The organism is Pseudomonas sp. FP603 (genome assembly GCF_030687415.1).
GTDB lineage: Bacteria > Pseudomonadota > Gammaproteobacteria > Pseudomonadales > Pseudomonadaceae > Aquipseudomonas > Aquipseudomonas wuhanensis.
Map to the genome: position 1 here is coordinate 4,705,241 of NZ_CP117431.1, position 14,462 is coordinate 4,719,702.

At 57.7% G+C, this 14,462-nt stretch carries 10 protein-coding genes and 5 pseudogenes; 5 read left to right on the forward strand and 10 right to left on the reverse strand.

Going from position 1 to position 14,462, the window contains the following annotated elements; all coding sequences use genetic code 11:
* Positions 1-19 precede the first annotated feature (19 nt).
* The 7 genes and pseudogenes from PSH65_RS21775 to PSH65_RS21805 all read right to left on the reverse strand — a co-directional run.
* The gene (locus tag PSH65_RS21775; protein WP_305422280.1) at positions 20-907 is read right to left on the reverse strand and encodes a hypothetical protein; all 888 of its coding nucleotides are present in this window, start codon (positions 905-907) and stop codon (positions 20-22) included.
* Positions 908-1,604: 697 nt separating this feature from the next.
* A pseudogene (locus PSH65_RS21780) lies at positions 1,605-2,650 on the reverse strand (IS91 family transposase); the annotation flags it as partial.
* Between the two features lie 54 nt (positions 2,651-2,704).
* The gene (locus PSH65_RS21785; protein WP_305422282.1) at positions 2,705-3,430 is read right to left on the reverse strand and encodes a hypothetical protein; all 726 of its coding nucleotides are present in this window, start codon (positions 3,428-3,430) and stop codon (positions 2,705-2,707) included.
* 696 nt (positions 3,431-4,126) lie between these two features.
* A pseudogene (locus tag PSH65_RS21790) lies at positions 4,127-5,171 on the reverse strand (IS91 family transposase); the annotation flags it as partial.
* 54 nt (positions 5,172-5,225) lie between these two features.
* Positions 5,226-5,948 (reverse strand): hypothetical protein, encoded by a 723-nt coding sequence (locus tag PSH65_RS21795; protein ID WP_305422284.1) that lies wholly within the window; start codon positions 5,946-5,948, stop codon positions 5,226-5,228.
* A gap of 691 nt (positions 5,949-6,639) precedes the next feature.
* Positions 6,640-7,640, reverse strand: a pseudogene (locus tag PSH65_RS21800) (IS91 family transposase); the annotation flags it as partial.
* Positions 7,641-7,935: 295 nt separating this feature from the next.
* Positions 7,936-8,211, reverse strand: a pseudogene (locus PSH65_RS21805) (DDE-type integrase/transposase/recombinase); the annotation flags it as partial.
* Between PSH65_RS21805 and PSH65_RS21810 the strand changes: the two are divergent.
* From PSH65_RS21810 to PSH65_RS21825, 4 genes and pseudogenes are all read left to right on the forward strand, one after another.
* Positions 8,207-8,530, forward strand: a pseudogene (locus tag PSH65_RS21810) (IS30 family transposase); the annotation flags it as partial. The pseudogenes PSH65_RS21805 and PSH65_RS21810 sit on opposite strands and share 5 nt — an antisense overlap.
* 94 nt (positions 8,531-8,624) lie before the next feature.
* Positions 8,625-8,903, forward strand: coding sequence for a hypothetical protein (locus tag PSH65_RS21815; protein WP_305422285.1), 279 nt, complete (start codon positions 8,625-8,627; stop codon positions 8,901-8,903).
* Between the two features lie 53 nt (positions 8,904-8,956).
* Positions 8,957-9,184, forward strand: a complete 228-nt coding sequence (locus tag PSH65_RS21820; protein WP_305422286.1) for a hypothetical protein — start codon at positions 8,957-8,959, stop codon at positions 9,182-9,184.
* A gap of 77 nt (positions 9,185-9,261) precedes the next feature.
* Positions 9,262-10,149 (forward strand): ImmA/IrrE family metallo-endopeptidase, encoded by an 888-nt coding sequence (locus PSH65_RS21825; RefSeq protein WP_305422287.1) that lies wholly within the window; start codon positions 9,262-9,264, stop codon positions 10,147-10,149.
* Positions 10,150-10,361: 212 nt separating this feature from the next.
* Here PSH65_RS21825 and PSH65_RS21830 read toward each other — a convergent pair whose 3' ends face one another.
* The 3 genes from PSH65_RS21830 to PSH65_RS21840 all read right to left on the reverse strand — a co-directional run bounded on the left by PSH65_RS21830 (position 10,362) and on the right by PSH65_RS21840 (position 13,480).
* Positions 10,362-11,708 carry a phospholipase D-like domain-containing protein gene (locus PSH65_RS21830; protein WP_305422289.1) on the reverse strand — a complete coding sequence of 449 codons (1,347 nt, stop codon included), beginning with the start codon at positions 11,706-11,708 and terminating at the stop codon, positions 10,362-10,364.
* A gap of 411 nt (positions 11,709-12,119) precedes the next feature.
* A complete protein-coding gene (locus tag PSH65_RS21835) occupies positions 12,120-12,335 on the reverse strand; it encodes a hypothetical protein (protein ID WP_305422291.1) in 216 nt (71 codons plus the stop codon).
* Between the two features lie 755 nt (positions 12,336-13,090).
* Entirely contained in the window at positions 13,091-13,480 is a 390-nt protein-coding gene (locus tag PSH65_RS21840) for a hypothetical protein (RefSeq protein ID WP_305422293.1), read from the reverse strand.
* A 638-nt stretch (positions 13,481-14,118) separates the two neighbouring features.
* On the opposite strand from PSH65_RS21840, the gene PSH65_RS21845 reads away from it, so the two are divergent.
* Complete coding sequence (locus PSH65_RS21845) at positions 14,119-14,271, forward strand: hypothetical protein (RefSeq protein ID WP_305422294.1); 153 nt, start codon at positions 14,119-14,121, stop codon at positions 14,269-14,271.
* Positions 14,272-14,462: the final 191 nt, after the last annotated feature.

Below are 14,462 nucleotides of genomic sequence, written 5' to 3' on the forward strand. Positions count from 1 at the left end.
CGTCAGCGGGCCATCCAGACTATTGCGGTCCACGCGCGGCCTGCAACCGGGCCGTGATGCGCGCGTTACCTGCCCCCAATCCGGCGGCGCGCAGGGCGCTGGCGACGGCACTTTGAGTTCTCAACGACCCGTCGTCGTTGTGCAGGTGCGCGTTGATCTGCTCATCCGTGGCGCCGGGCAGGTGTCGTCCCCCCCCGGCGGCCTGCACCTGGGCCGCGATGCGCGTGCTACTTGCCCCCAATCCGACGGCGTGCAGGGCGCTGAGGACGTCAGTTTGAGTTCTCAACGACCCGTCGTCGTTGTGCAGGTGCGCGTCGATCTGAGCATCCGTGGTGCCGCGCAGACGCCGTGTCCCCCCGGCGGCCTGCAGCTGGGCCGTGATGCGCGATGTATCTGCCCCCAATCCGGCGGCGCGCAGGGCGCTGGCGACGTCCTTGTGAGTTCTCAACGACCCGTCGTCGTTGCGCAGGTGCGCGTTGATCTGCTCACCCGTGGTGCCTCGCAGACGCCGTCCCCCCCCGGCGGCCTGCAGCCGGGCCCCGATGCGCTTGGCACCTGCCCCCAATCCGGCGGCGCGCAGGGCGCTGATGACGTCCTTGTGAGTTCTCAACGACCCGTCGTCGTTGTGCAGGTGCGCGGTGATCTGATTATCCGTGGCGCCTCGCCGTTTTGGCGGCTGGCCTTCGGACGCTGCCCCCGACCGAGAGGACAGGGAGGGCGCCTGGTAGGGTGCGCTGCTTACCGCATGAGCGGGCCGGTTCCGGCTAGGCCCGGGAACGCCTGTTGAGGTGCCGGCCGAGCCGTCGTGGGAAAAGACCATGGACTGGGTACTGACCGAAGCGCCCGACGGCAGCGGTGCACCGGAAAAGTTCTGAGTACTGCTTTTTGTAATCAGGGCCTGGGTCAACTGACCCCGTGAGGATTGCGCGGCCAGTTGGCTGGGAGATGGCTGTTGCCCGCTGGCAGAGGACGCTTCCGCGTGTGCCGAGGCAGGCGGAGGGCCGGGCAGGTTTACGGATATAGCTCCCGAAAGGTCACGCAAATTAGCGCTAACGATGTCGTATTGGGATTGATCGTTTAATCGCGTGTTGATGGTTAACTCGGCTCTGGTTAAATTGGCAATGCTCATAGGATTGCCACCCACTGGTGGGCTGACCGACGCCTGATAGGTAGCCTCCATACCGCTGGTAGATTGAAGCCGAAAAGAGTCGTCCTGTAGAGCGTTGCGTACCAGCGATGCAACACGTTGATGATCGAGGTTGGGCTGGGTTACAACCTGATCTAAAGCCAGGCCCGCATTGAGGCTCAATCGGGAAAGAGAAATTCTACCGGGATGGACAGGCTGAGCCTGAGAGCCCGACGCTTCTGGGGGGTGAGCGGAATTGACTGATGCGGTGTAGTGCTGGGAAGGGCTACCTGATCGGAGGGGATCCATGGTGGTCTGGGCCTGTTCTGAGTGATTGAATCGGCCGCACGAAACGACCTGGATCCGAGTAGGTGGTCACAAGGGCTTAGGGGGTTCCGAAGGCGGGCGGGGGAACACGCGGGCCAGGCAACATGGCTGTGAAGTGGGCACGGACCCATTTGCAGCCGTAGGCTGCCCTCTTGGGCGCTTTGCCGCGCGCCTCCATCTTCAACGCTTCGTAAACCCGTGGTAACTGCTGACCACACACCCGATTAGCCAGAAAACCAAAATAGCGGATCATCCGAAAGTGCTTTTCCGGGATGTGCTGCACCACCCGGCGCAGCATGTCCGTCTGGCTCAGCGACTCCTCCTGGTAGGTCTGCGTGCGGTGATCCAGGTAGGTGAAGCTCAACGTCGCACTGGAGGTGTAATGCGCCAGGCGGCTGCCCGAGATCGGCGGTTTTTTCAGGTAACGGCCCAGGTAAATTCACCGTCTTTCGCCCGTTTGCCGTCCTCTTCGACACATAGACGTGCCAATGCTGGCCGCCGGCGTTGAGTATCAAGTGTCGCCAGTCGCTTTCGCAGGTGATGTGCGCTAATTCCGGCGGCAACACGAGCTGGCCCCATTGCTCCAAGAGGTAGTTGCGCACATTCCACATCCAGCGCCGGCGCATCGCCTTTTCATGAAACGCCAGGTTTTTCCAGACGCCCTGCTCATCCAGGCCACCGGCGGTCGCCGAGAGGTGCACATGGGGACTCCAGTTGAGCCGCCGACCGTAGGTGTGGAGCGCGCCAAACAGCCCAATGCGCAAACCTCGCCGCCTGGCGGCATACAACAGGTTGTCCGCCGCCAGGCGGCACAGCGCATCGAGCAGAGCACGGTTGTGAAAGAACACCGGCCACAGCGTGTCGGGCAGCGTAAACACCAGGTGGTACCAGGCGCAGTCGGGCAAGCGGTTGTGTTGGACGGCCATCCACTGATCGGTGGCTTTTTTGCCGCACGAAGGACAGGCCCGGCAGTGGCAGGTGTTGCACCGGTATTTGACGTGCGGGCAGTGCCCACTGCCGCAGGTGCAGTGCTTTACGCCCAGGATCGAGGTGCCGCTGGCCAGCATTTTGCTCACCGATTCCGCTTCGATGGCGTAGACCGCTGCCCTCCAGCAACCCTGCCCAGCCGCCGTTGGCCGTGAACAGGTTTTTCAAAGGGCGGGGTTTGAAGCCAGCGGACCGGCTGGAACGGGCTATGGAGTGGCGTCGAGCGGTTAGGACAGTGCCCCTCACGTCAGCGGGCCATCCAGACTATTGCGGTCCACGCGCGGCCTGCAGCAGGGCATCGATGCGCGCGCTACTTGCCCCCAATCCGACGGCGTGCAGGGCGCTGGCGACGTCGCTGCGAGTTCTTAACGATCCGTCGTCGTTATGCAGGTGCGCGTTGATCTGCTCATCCGTGGCGCCGCGCAGGTGCCGTGCCCCCCCGGCGGCCTGCAGCTGGGCCGTGATGCGCGATGTATCTGCCCCCAATCCGGCGGCCTGCAGGGCGCTGGCGACGGCCCTTTGAGTTCTCAACGACCCGTCGTCGTTGTGCAGGTGCGCGTCGATCTGAGCATCCGTGGCGCCTCGCAGACGCCGTGCCCCCCCGGCGGCCTGCAGCTGGGCCCCGATGCGCTTGGAACCTGCCCCCAATCCGACGGCGTGCAGGGTGCTGATGACGTCGCTCCGAGTTCTCAACGACCCGTCGTCGTTGTGCAGGTGCGCGGAGATCTGATTATCCGTGGCGCCTCGCCGTTTTGGCGGCTGGCCTTCGGACGCTGCCCCCGACCGAGAGGACAGGGAGGGCGCCTGGTAGGGTGCGCTGCTTACCGCATGAGCGGGCCGGTTCCGGCTAGGCCCGGGAACGCCTGTTGAGGTGCCGGCCGAGCCGTCGTGGGAAAAGACCATGGACTGGGTACTGACCGAAGCGCCCGACGGCAGCGGTGCACCGGAAAAGTTCTGAGTACTGCTTTTTGTAATCAGGGCCTGGGTCAACTGACCCCGTGAGGATTGCGCGGCCAGTTGGCTGGGAGATGGCTGTTGCCCGCTGGCAGAGGACGCTTCCGCGTGTGCCGAGGCAGGCGGAGGGCCGGGCAGGTTTACGGATATAGCTCCCGAAAGGTCACGCAAATTAGCGCTAACGATGTCGTATTGGGATTGATCGTTTAATCGCGTGTTGATGGTTAACTCGGCCCTGGTTAAATTGGCAATGCTCATAGGATTGCCACCCACTGGTGGGCTGACCGACGCCTGATAGGTAGCCTCCATACCGCTGGTAGATTGAAGCCGAAAAGAGTCGTCCTGTAGAGCGTTGCGTACCAGCGATGCAACACGTTGATGATCGAGGTTGGGCTGGGTTACAACCTGATCTAAAGCCAGGCCCGCATTGAGGCTCAATCGGGAAAGAGAAATTCTACCGGGATGGACAGGCTGAGCCTGAGAGCCCGACGCTTCTGGGGGTGAGCGGAATTGACTGATGCGGTGTAGTGCTGGGAAGGGCTACCTGATCGGAGGGGATCCATGGTGGTCTGGGCCTGTTCTGAGTGATTGAATCGGCCGCACGAAACGACCTGGATCCGAGTAGGTGGTCACAAGGGCTTAGGGGGTTCCGAAGGCGGGCGGGGGAACACGCGGGCCAGGCAACATGGCTGTGAAGTGGGCACGGACCCATTTGCAGCCGTAGGCTGCCCTCTTGGGCGCTTTGCCGCGCGCCTCCATCTTCAACGCTTCGTAAACCCGTGGTAACTGCTGACCACACACCCGATTAGCCAGAAAACCAAAATACCGAATCATCCGAAAGTGCTTTTCCGGGATGTGCTGCACCACCCGGCGCAGCATGTCCGTCTGGCTCAGCGACTCCTCCTGGTAGGTCTGCGTGCGGTGATCCAGGTAGGTGAAGCTCAACGTCGCACTGGAGGTGTAATGCGCCAGGCGGCTGCCCGAGATCGGCGGTTTTTTCAGGTAACGGCCCAGGTAAATTCACCGTCTTTCGCCCGTTTGCCGTCCTCTTCGACACATAGACGTGCCAATGCTGGCCGCCGGCGTTGAGTATCAAGTGTCGCCAGTCGCTTTCGCAGGTGATGTGCGCTAATTCCGGCGGCAACACGAGCTGGCCCCATTGCTCCAAGAGGTAGTTGCGCACATTCCACATCCACGCCGGCGCATCGCCTTTTCATGAAACGCCAGGTTTTTCCAGACGCCCTGCTCATCCAGGCCACCGGCGGTCGCCGAGAGGTGCACATGGGGACTCCAGTTGAGCCGCCGACCGTAGGTGTGGAGCGCGCCAAACAGCCCAATGCGCAAACCTCGCCGCCTGGCGGCATACAACAGGTTGTCCGCCGCCAGGCGGCACAGCGCATCGAGCAGAGCACGGTTGTGAAAGAACACCGGCCACAGCGTGTCGGGCAGCGTAAACACCAGGTGGTACCAGGCGCAGTCGGGCAAGCGGTTGTGTTGGACGGCCATCCACTGATCGGTGGCTTTTTTGCCGCACGAAGGACAGGCCCGGCAGTGGCAGGTGTTGCACCGGTATTTGACGTGCGGGCAGTGCCCACTGCCGCAGGTGCAGTGCTTTACGCCCAGGATCGAGGTGCCGCTGGCCAGCATTTTGCTCACCGATTCCGCTTCGATGGCGTAGACCGCTGCCCTCCAGCAACCCTGCCCAGCCGCCGTTGGCCGTGAACAGGTTTTTCAAAGGGCGGGGTTTGAAGCCAGCGGACCGGCTGGAACGGGCTATGGAGTGGCGTCGAGCGGTTAGGACAGTGCCCCTCACGTCAGCGGGCCATCCAGACTATTGCGGTCCACGCGCGGCCTGCAGCTGGGCCGCGATGCGCTTGGCACCTGCCCCCAATCCGACGGCGTGCAGGGCGCTGGCGACGTCGCTGCGAGTTCTTAACGATCCGTCGTCGTTATGCAGGTGCGCGTTGATCTGCTCATCCGTGGCGCCGCGCAGGTGCCGTGCCCCCCCGGCGGCCTGCAGCTGGGCCGTGATGCGCGATGTATCTGCCCCCAATCCGGCGGCCTGCAGGGCGCTGGCGACGGCCCTTTGAGTTCTCAACGACCCGTCGTCGTTGTGCAGGTGCGCGTCGATCTGAGCATCCGTGGCGCCTCGCAGACGCCGTGCCCCCCCGGCGGCCTGCAGCTGGGCCCCGATGCGCTTGGAACCTGCCCCCAATCCGACGGCGTGCAGGGTGCTGATGACGTCGCTCCGAGTTCTCAACGACCCGTCGTTGTGCAGGTGCGCGGAGATCTGATTATCCGTGGCGCCTCGCCGTTTTGGCGGCTGGCCTTCGGACGCTGCCCCCGACCGAGAGGACAGGGAGGGCGCCTGGTAGGGTGCGCTGCTTACCGCATGAGCGGGCCGGTTCCGGCTAGGCCCGGGAACGCCTGTTGAGGTGCCGGCCGAGCCGTCGTGGGAAAAGACCATGGACTGGGTACTGACCGAAGCGCCCGACGGCAGCGGTGCACCGGAAAAGTTCTGAGTACTGCTTTTTGTAATCAGGGCCTGGGTCAACTGACCCCGTGAGGATTGCGCGGCCAGTTGGCTGGGAGATGGCTGTTGCCCGCTGGCAGAGGACGCTTCCGCGTGTGCCGAGGCAGGCGGAGGCCGGGCAGGTTTACGGATATAGCTCCCGAAAGGTCACGCAAATTAGCGCTAACGATGTCGTATTGGGATTGATCGTTTAATCGCGTGTTGATGGTTAACTCGGCCCTGGTTAAATTGGCAATGCTCATAGGATTGCCACCCACTGGTGGGCTGACCGACGCCTGATAGGTAGCCTCCATACCGCTGGTAGATTGAAGCCGAAAGAGTCGTCCTGTAGAGCGTTGCGTACCAGCGATGCAACACGTTGATGATCGAGGTTGGGCTGGGTTACAACCTGATCTAAAGCCAGGCCCGCATTGAGGCTCAATCGGGAAAGAGAAATTCTACCGGGATGGACAGGCTGAGCCTGAGAGCCCGACGCTTCTGGGGGTGAGCGGAATTGACTGATGCGGTGTAGTGCTGGAAGGGCTACCTGATCGGAGGGGATCCATGGTGGTCTGGGCCTGTTCTGAGTGATTGAATCGGCCGCACGAAACGACCTGGATCCGAGTAGGTGGTCACAAGGGCTTAGGGGGTTCCGAAGGCGGGCGGGGGAACACGCGGGCCAGGCAACTGGCTGTGAAGTGGGCACGGACCCATTTGCAGCCGTAGGCTGCCCTCTTGGCGCTTTGCCGCGCGCCTCCATCTTCAACGCTTCGTAAACCGTGGTAACTGCTGACCACACACCCGATTAGCCAGAAAACCAAAATACCGAATCATCCGAAAGTGCTTTTCCGGGATGTGCTGCACCACCCGGCGCAGCATGTCCGTCTGGCTCAGCGACTCCTCCTGGTAGGTCTGCGTGCGGTGATCCAGGTAGGTGAAGCTCAACGTCGCACTGGAGGTGTAATGCGCCAGGCGGCTGCCCGAGATCGGCGGTTTTTTCAGGTAACGGCCCAGGTAAATTCACCGTCTTTCGCCCGTTTGCCGTCCTCTTCGACACATAGACGTGCCAATGCTGGCCGCCGGCGTTGAGTATCAGTGTCGCCAGTCGCTTTCGCAGGTGATGTGCGCTAATTCCGGCGGCAACACGACTGGCCCATTGCTCCAAGAGGTGTTTCGCACATTCCACATCCAGCGCCGGCGCATCGCCTTTTCATGAAACGCCAGGTTTTTCCAGACGTCCTGCTCATCCAGGCCACCGGCGGTCGCCGAGAGGTGCACATGGGGACTCCAGTTGAGCCGCCGACCGTAGGTGTGGAGCGCGCCAAACAGCCCGATGCGCAAACCTCGCCGCCTGGCGGCGTACAACAGGTTGTCCGCCGCCAGGCGGCACAGCGCATCGAGCAGAGCACGGTTGTGAAAGAACAGCGGCCACAGCGTGTCGGGCAGCGTAAACACCAGGTGGTACCAGGCGCAGTCGGGCAAGCGGTTGTGTTGGACGGCAATCCACTGATCGGTGGCCTTTTTGCCGCACGACGGGCAGGCCCGGCAGTGGCGGGTGTTGCACCGGTATTTGACGTGCGGGCAGTGCCCATTGCCGCAGGTGCAGTGCTTTACGCCCAGGATCGAAGTGCCGCTGGCCAGCATTTTGCTCACCGATTCCACTTCGATGGCGCGTAGACCGCCGACCTCCAGCAACCCTGCCCAGCCGCCGTTGGCCGTGAACAGGTTTTTCAAAGGCGGGGTTTGAAGCCAGCGGACCGGCTGGAACGGGCTATGGAGTGGCGTCGAGCGGTTAGGACAGTGCCCCTCACGTCAGCGCGGGCCATCCAGACTATTGCGGTCCACGCGCGGCCTGCAGCTGGGCCGCGATGCGCTTGGCACCTGCCCCCAATCCGACGGCGTGCAGGGCGCTGGCGACGTCGCTGCGAGTTCTTAACGATCCGTCGTCGTTATGCAGGTGCGCGTTGATTTGCTCATCCGTAGCACCGGGCCGTGTTGTCGGCTTACTTGCGTCGGTGCCATCAATAGCGAACTGGCCCTTGCGGATCATGTGAATCAGTTCGATTCCGGCGAGCACGCAGTTGGCGCACCGGAACGATTTGAAGTTGAGCATCGGCCTGGTCACCCGCTTGATGGCGCGATGGTCCTGCTCGACGATGTTGTTGAGGTATTTAACCTGGCGCACCAGAATGAGCACGTTGCGAGCGGTGTTGATCGCATCGATTGCGGCCTTTTTAGCGCCGCTCTTGTCCATCGCGACCTTATCCGGCTCGCCGTTCGCTTTAATGGCCTTGTCGAAGAAGCGCCTGACCTACGACCAGGGCCGGGAGATGGCGCGACACGCCGAGATCATCCAGAAAACCGGCATCGCGATTTACTTCTGCGACCCGCACAGCCCCTGGCAGCGCGGCAGTAACGAAAACATCAATGGCCTGATCCGCCAGTACCTGCCCAAGGGCACGGACTTGTCGGGACACAGCCAGGAAGAACTGGATGCCATTGCCTTGCAACTGAATATGCGCCCCCGTAAACGCTTCGATTTCAAATGTCCGATCGAAATGATGAGTGAGGTGATGCAAAAGGCCATGGCTATGCGGCACGATGCGCCCACTTCAATCCAATAACCGTGTTGCACTCAACTCCTGCAACCGCCCAAAGCTCATCGCATGTCGAAGTGCGACGACAGCTCAGGTCAGGTCGGTAAAAAAAGAGGCGGCCATGACTACCCATAGCGATGCATTCTTTGCCAGGAAGCTGATGGCAACGCTGAAGGGACACCACCCAGCCTTCCCGGTGGAAACGGTGAAAGGTAAACGAATCGGCGCGGGGTCACAGCGCGTTATCCATATCACTTTCAACGGGGGTAAGTTCGCCCAGTTCCCGTTCCCTGTGAAGGGAACCCATACGGCTGCTGTAAGCGATGCTTTGTACATGTCAGCGTGCAGCATGTTGGAGCTCACATCACCTCTTCGAATAAACGGTCGAAGTTGGTCGTGATCAACCGCATGCGCCCATCGCGAGTCCTGCCCAGGTTTAACAGGGCTTGGTGAGTGGCGGTGGCGCCTGCGCTGCTGACCCGCCTCCCCAAAGAGAGCGTCGCCGACAAAGAGCTTTCGGCACTCCTGGCAGGTAACCAACTCGTTCCCATTGTGCACAACACCACGTATGAAGCTCTCCGCAATGTCAGCCCCTTGCTCGCCTCCCGAAGCGGCTTGGACACTGCCGAAGATTCAATGGCGGTGGTGGCAGCAAAAGTCGCCGAGCTGGTCGCGCTCTAGCTCTATTGCCCACACAGGTTCGCCATTCAGATGCGGCTGTTCGGAAAATGGTCGACGATTGGTGGAGCTGACTTAGCATGGCCACTACCCCTAAGAGCGAAGCGATTCGTATATCTCGAGTTTTGGAGCAGGTGTTAGGGGGTGACCGTTTTCCGGTCGATGTGAGAGCATTAGCGCTCGAGTGGTCGTCGCAGACCTGTCCTGATCAGCCAATTCTGGCTATCAAAACAGTTCCGCTACCCTCGTTCGAGGGGATGCTAGCCAAGAGTCCGAAGGGCAATGGATGGATGATCGGCGTTAACGAGGACGTTGAGTCGGAAGGCCGGATTCGCTTCACCATTGCCCACGAGTTTGGGCACTACATGCTCCATCGCGAACGCCAATCTCGCTTCAATTGCTCAAATCAAGACATGCACTCCTGGGATCCCCATGGACGTGATATTGAGGTTGAAGCCGATACCTTCGCATCGTATTTGCTGATGCCGCTCAACGATTTCCGGGCACAGGTAGATGGGCATCCGTTCTCGATGGACTTGCTTCGCCACTGTGCAGATCGATACGGTGTTTCAGTCACCGCAGCCGCCTTAAAATGGCGTGAGGTAGCACCGGGTAGAGTTATCGTCCTATCAGCCAAAGACGGCTTCCTTGACTGGTCCTGCTCAAACGAGCGGGCATTCCGATCTGGTGCTTACTTCGCCACTCGGAACGAAACCATTGAACCTCCCGCTCAGTCAGTACTGAACAATGCGGTGCGATCAGCGACTGGAACGTCCTGTATCATTCCTGCGAACGCCTGGCTTTCGCGAGAATCAGCAGAGCTTGAAATTGAAGAACATGCCTTTGTAATCGAGGGTAGTGGATTCAATTACACGCTAGGAGTTTTGATCCTACCTGACATCGAAAGACATCTTATGGACGAAGATGAGCTGCTATCGCCGTTAACTGGAATCCCCTCGTTTCGATAAAGGTATAGGCTTCGCCGGCTATAAGCGAATGACCGCTTCTGGCCGGTTTCAGTCGGTCGCAACAAGCTGAAATTGCCCAGAAGCAGCCCCTACCATCCGACTATTGTCGGGCCAAACCGAACACTAGTGTTTTGAGCTCAAGCACGTCCCGTTAGGGCCGTAGCGCCTGCACCGAATTGTTCGGCTTTACCATACGAAGCGTACTGAAACCTTTAGTACACGTGAACGTCGTAGCCTAGCGCCCTTAACCCCTTACTGGTTCTGCCATTACGTGGCGGGCACAACTCGGGGCGAGCCCATCCTGCAAGTTCTGCGATTTGATTGTTTCCAAAATGAGGGAATCTTCTTGCTGAGCTATGCACCACCTCAAACAGTCTTGCCGGAATGTCATTTGGAGAACCGCCATCAAGCACAAAGGCTAAGAGGTCTAAGACTGTTTCACCCCTTTCATTTTGCTGGCTAAACAGCAGCTCGGCGAATGCCTTGACACGCTGCGCCTCAGTAACGTCCTGCACGCCCCTCAAACCTAACTCCTCAAGCCTCATACGACGCACATGGTCTACGGTCGAGTGGTTGGCATGCAGAACCTCAAAGAACTCCTCTAGAGAAAGAGACCTTACCTTGTTCTTTTTTAGATGACGACGTATGACAGGGGCTCGGACGTGGCAGTTCACGTCTTCACTGGACGGAGGCGCGTCCAGTTCAGACCACCACTTTAGCGCAGCTAGCATGCTTGCGGCTGGATCTTTCCTATTTTTCTGATAGTGCTCATCAAATGGATGACGAACTCCATCAACCACTTTGTTGTAGTAAAAGGCGTGCAAAAACTGGTCTGCTTGCCAAGCCGCAGGCACATCTTGACTGAGCCACCTTGGACGGTAGTCCGGGGCTCTATCAGCAATATCTCTCAAAACGGAGAGGCCGTTGCGCCATTCCTTAATGAAAGATTCCTTGCGAATATCAAGCGCTTTATCGGAGCTCGTAAAGGCGGGGCCCTCCCACTTCTTAATGCTCCTCAAACGCTCCGCCCCGTGCTCAATTTTTTGCAGGTCTTTTTCTCTGAACCTAAGAATTCTCTCCTGTTCCTGGATTATTTCTTCCGTCAACTGCTGTGCTGCATCGCAAGAAATCAAGGATTCAAAGAACCCCTCTATCTCAGCTATACCTCCATTGGCCTCTAGATCCTGCTCCGGGATAAATACGCCAAATTCAATATTAGTAACCCAAGCACGCTCGGTGAGGTTTGCGGAGCCAATATATACGCCATAGTTCTTCCACCAAATTACCTTTGCGTGAAGAACATCCGGAATAAGGATGCAGAAGATGTTTTTTCCGCTGTTTCGAAGCAAGAGTCTAAGGAGACGAGGATCTACCGGAACTGTATGGTCATATCGCATCCATATGTCGAGCCTACGCCCGTGCTCCACACAATTTTCCACGAGAGTAGTTCCATCACTCCCGTAAGCAATGGCTGCGCGAACCCAATCAACTTGAACACTTTCGTCGGGAAGCACATTTCTGAGAAAGTTTCCATTCAGTTTGTTTGCGTAGAACTTCATTTTTTCTTCCATGGCAAGATGCTGCTGTGTGCCGAGTGCTCAAGCTAAAAGAGCCGACAGACCAGCCCCGAGGGTACGAAGTCGTCGGCAGTGTGTCTATGTTCGGTAGAGGTTTAGCGTCTCCGTCCTGAATGACCGCTTCTGGCCGATTCTGTTGAAAAAGTCGACTTCTGTTTCTACGGCAGAAAAGTACGCGTTCGAGATTGAAATTCGTGCGTTGCGCAGAAGGTTCAAGGCTCAGATTTGACGTAGCGGTGTGCAAAAATGGCATTTTCACCGTTCGATAAATGGGTAGCTCGGCCGGGTCGACTTTTTCAACACAATCGGCCGATAGCTGCCTGTGAGGTGAACCGATCTGGTCCCCGAATTCACCTCAACATGACTGTCGACTGGCCTTTTGTGTGCGATCGGTTAACCGATGTCCAATTTCTTCAATCGCGCCATGCCTTGTTTGATATGGCCGGCGTTTTCACCCATGGTCCACAGTGCTCCACGGACATTTCCGCCCACTTCCTGCGCCCCTTGCTCCTCAACCAGGAGGGTCAGCTCCATAATGGCTGCCTGCAGAGCCTGCTGGTTTTCGTACAGCCTTTCCAGTACATCCGATAGTGAATAATCACTCGGCATGACCTCGACTCCTTTCAAGAAAAAACACAAGCATAGTACCGGCTGTGCCAATGTGAGGTAGTAATTACAGCTTGCTTAGAAATTGCTACCAAGCGAAGAATTTGCAGCGGTCTAGCCAGTCTGGCTGGGGCGTTGGAGGACTGTTAGACCCAATCCATCATGGTGGCTAGCACTGGGAGGCCAGTGGTGCATGGGGCAAAAATGGGGCAAACCGTACGCCAAACCATGCCATTCAACCCTTTACCTGGACTGTTTGTTTCCCCGGAGAAACCCCCGGCCAGAAACGACAAAAATCTACATCGTTCCCTTGGCGACCGGGCCGCACACGGTCCTTCGCAGACATTGATACCATTTATGAATGGCTGGCGCGAGGAAGTCCCGAGTGAGCGCATTGTTATGTTTTTACTCAAGGTAACCACTTAACTGACTTGCGAGTTTTTTAAGCGATTTGGATTCTTTATAAAAACTTACTCTCAAGCCATCTTTAGTCGCCGAAATTTCTTTAATACGCCTTGATACAGTTTCTGGGAGTGCCTTTAAGTCAGTGGCATAAAATGATTTGCCTTTCCTTATTAGGAGGCCATCTTTAATTAGTTTGTCGAAATCGATCGCCTCAGCAAAGGCTTGTGCTGACTTAGCGATTTTCTCTTGCCATTTCTTTATTGTCCATATGTGGCCTTCGATAAATATAACGTTAGACTTAGGCCCCGGCTAAACCCGGTTCCAGAGAGTGATTTAACCTTGGTTAAGCACTGTCAATGTAACACTCCACAAGCTTCCAGCGATTTTTCGGATTGAGTTTTCAAGGCGATAATAGTTGCTTGTAGTTTGCTGTGGTCTGGATTCGGTTGTTCGAACTCATACAGTTCCTTGCCTGCAATAGTTGCACGCAGCGCATTCAAGACCCCTGCGCATTCTGCGTCCGCCTGGCGCTCAATGGTCTCTTTCTGGCGCTCAATGATTTGAAGAAATATGTTCGCAGCAAGAAGAGAGAACGCGAAAGCCATGAATACTATTGTGTATCGGAGGATTGCTTGCCGGGGTGTCGTTCTTCGTTGTTCGGTCTGGATCATCCTGAATGCCAGTATTAGCATGACGCCGGAAAGGCCAGGGGCCCCATACTGGAGTGCTGTCAGCAAATTCATCAGGATTCCCCTTAGTGTTGCTTATTAGTACGCAGCAAGAAGTGAGCATGGATGACGGCAAGCCCACACTACTGTGAGGATTCAGCGTAGCAGGTCAACGCCATCTATTTGCCTCTAGTTTGTCCGCTCTTGGCCGTTTTTTGCCGGTCTTCACTGTGGGAATACTGGTGAGTTTCGATGCATTCGGGTGGTTCGGCGGCGGCATTTCGTACCTAAGCGCGCAGCTTACGCTGCGCGTAAAGCTTTAGGATTAAGTAAAGAAATGTTGTCCTTGCGGGTGATTTATGCATTTAGAGGAAGGATTCCTTTCCCTTAGAGCTGATATTTAAGTGCAAAGTGGAGAAACAATGCGACGCATCAACCAGCGCGCGATGAGCCGCGTCGTCATTTGGTTTCTCAGTATCACGAGTAGTCGAAGTCGACCCAAAGAGATGGTGGCGACAGGCAGAAATCGGCTGTCAATCTCATCTGCTCTGAGCGAATACGTTAAACACCTCTAGATTGGCTAGGGAAGGTTGGGCTTACGGCGCAAGTGGGAACTCACCTTAAACTATGCAAGGTGAGCTGGACGGGCGCTTACTCCCAAGTTGCGTAGACACGTCTAGTAGGCATCACAATGAGGCCTTGCAGGAGGTGCCATGATCAACCTGAATCGCTTCGGTGCCCTCCAACCTACAAATTGCTCGCCCGTTCTTGGTTATGACGAAACTGTGACCCTGGGCGACCAGCGCAAAAAGGCGTCGGAGTCGCCGGCGAGCTTGTCTACAGCTGAAGGTTGTAAACATAACTGAGGCACCTTGTGAATGGTGTTCTAGAGCGTAGCGTCATACAGCCCTCACGTGCGGTGCAACGAGTCGCACCTATAATCGAAACCGTTAGGCAAACACGCTCCCGCGTCCCCCTAAAGGAAAAGCCGAAAATCAGTACCTGCTCAGTCATTTAGCTGACACCGCGGAAGCGGGTCTCGATGAAACTTTCGTTT

Excerpts from the sequence above, each read along its gene's own strand:
- PSH65_RS21840 (WP_305422293.1), bottom strand. The coding sequence starts at position 13,480 with ATGAATTTGCTGACAGCACTCCAGTATGGGGCCCCTGGCCTTTCCGGC.
- PSH65_RS21815 (WP_305422285.1), top strand. The coding sequence starts at position 8,625 with ATGACTACCCATAGCGATGCATTCTTTGCCAGGAAGCTGATGGCAACG.
- PSH65_RS21845 (WP_305422294.1), top strand. The coding sequence starts at position 14,119 with ATGATCAACCTGAATCGCTTCGGTGCCCTCCAACCTACAAATTGCTCG.
- PSH65_RS21835 (WP_305422291.1), bottom strand. The coding sequence starts at position 12,335 with ATGCCGAGTGATTATTCACTATCGGATGTACTGGAAAGGCTGTACGAA.
- PSH65_RS21830 (WP_305422289.1), bottom strand. The coding sequence starts at position 11,708 with ATGAAGTTCTACGCAAACAAACTGAATGGAAACTTTCTCAGAAATGTG.
- PSH65_RS21825 (WP_305422287.1), top strand. The coding sequence starts at position 9,262 with ATGGCCACTACCCCTAAGAGCGAAGCGATTCGTATATCTCGAGTTTTG.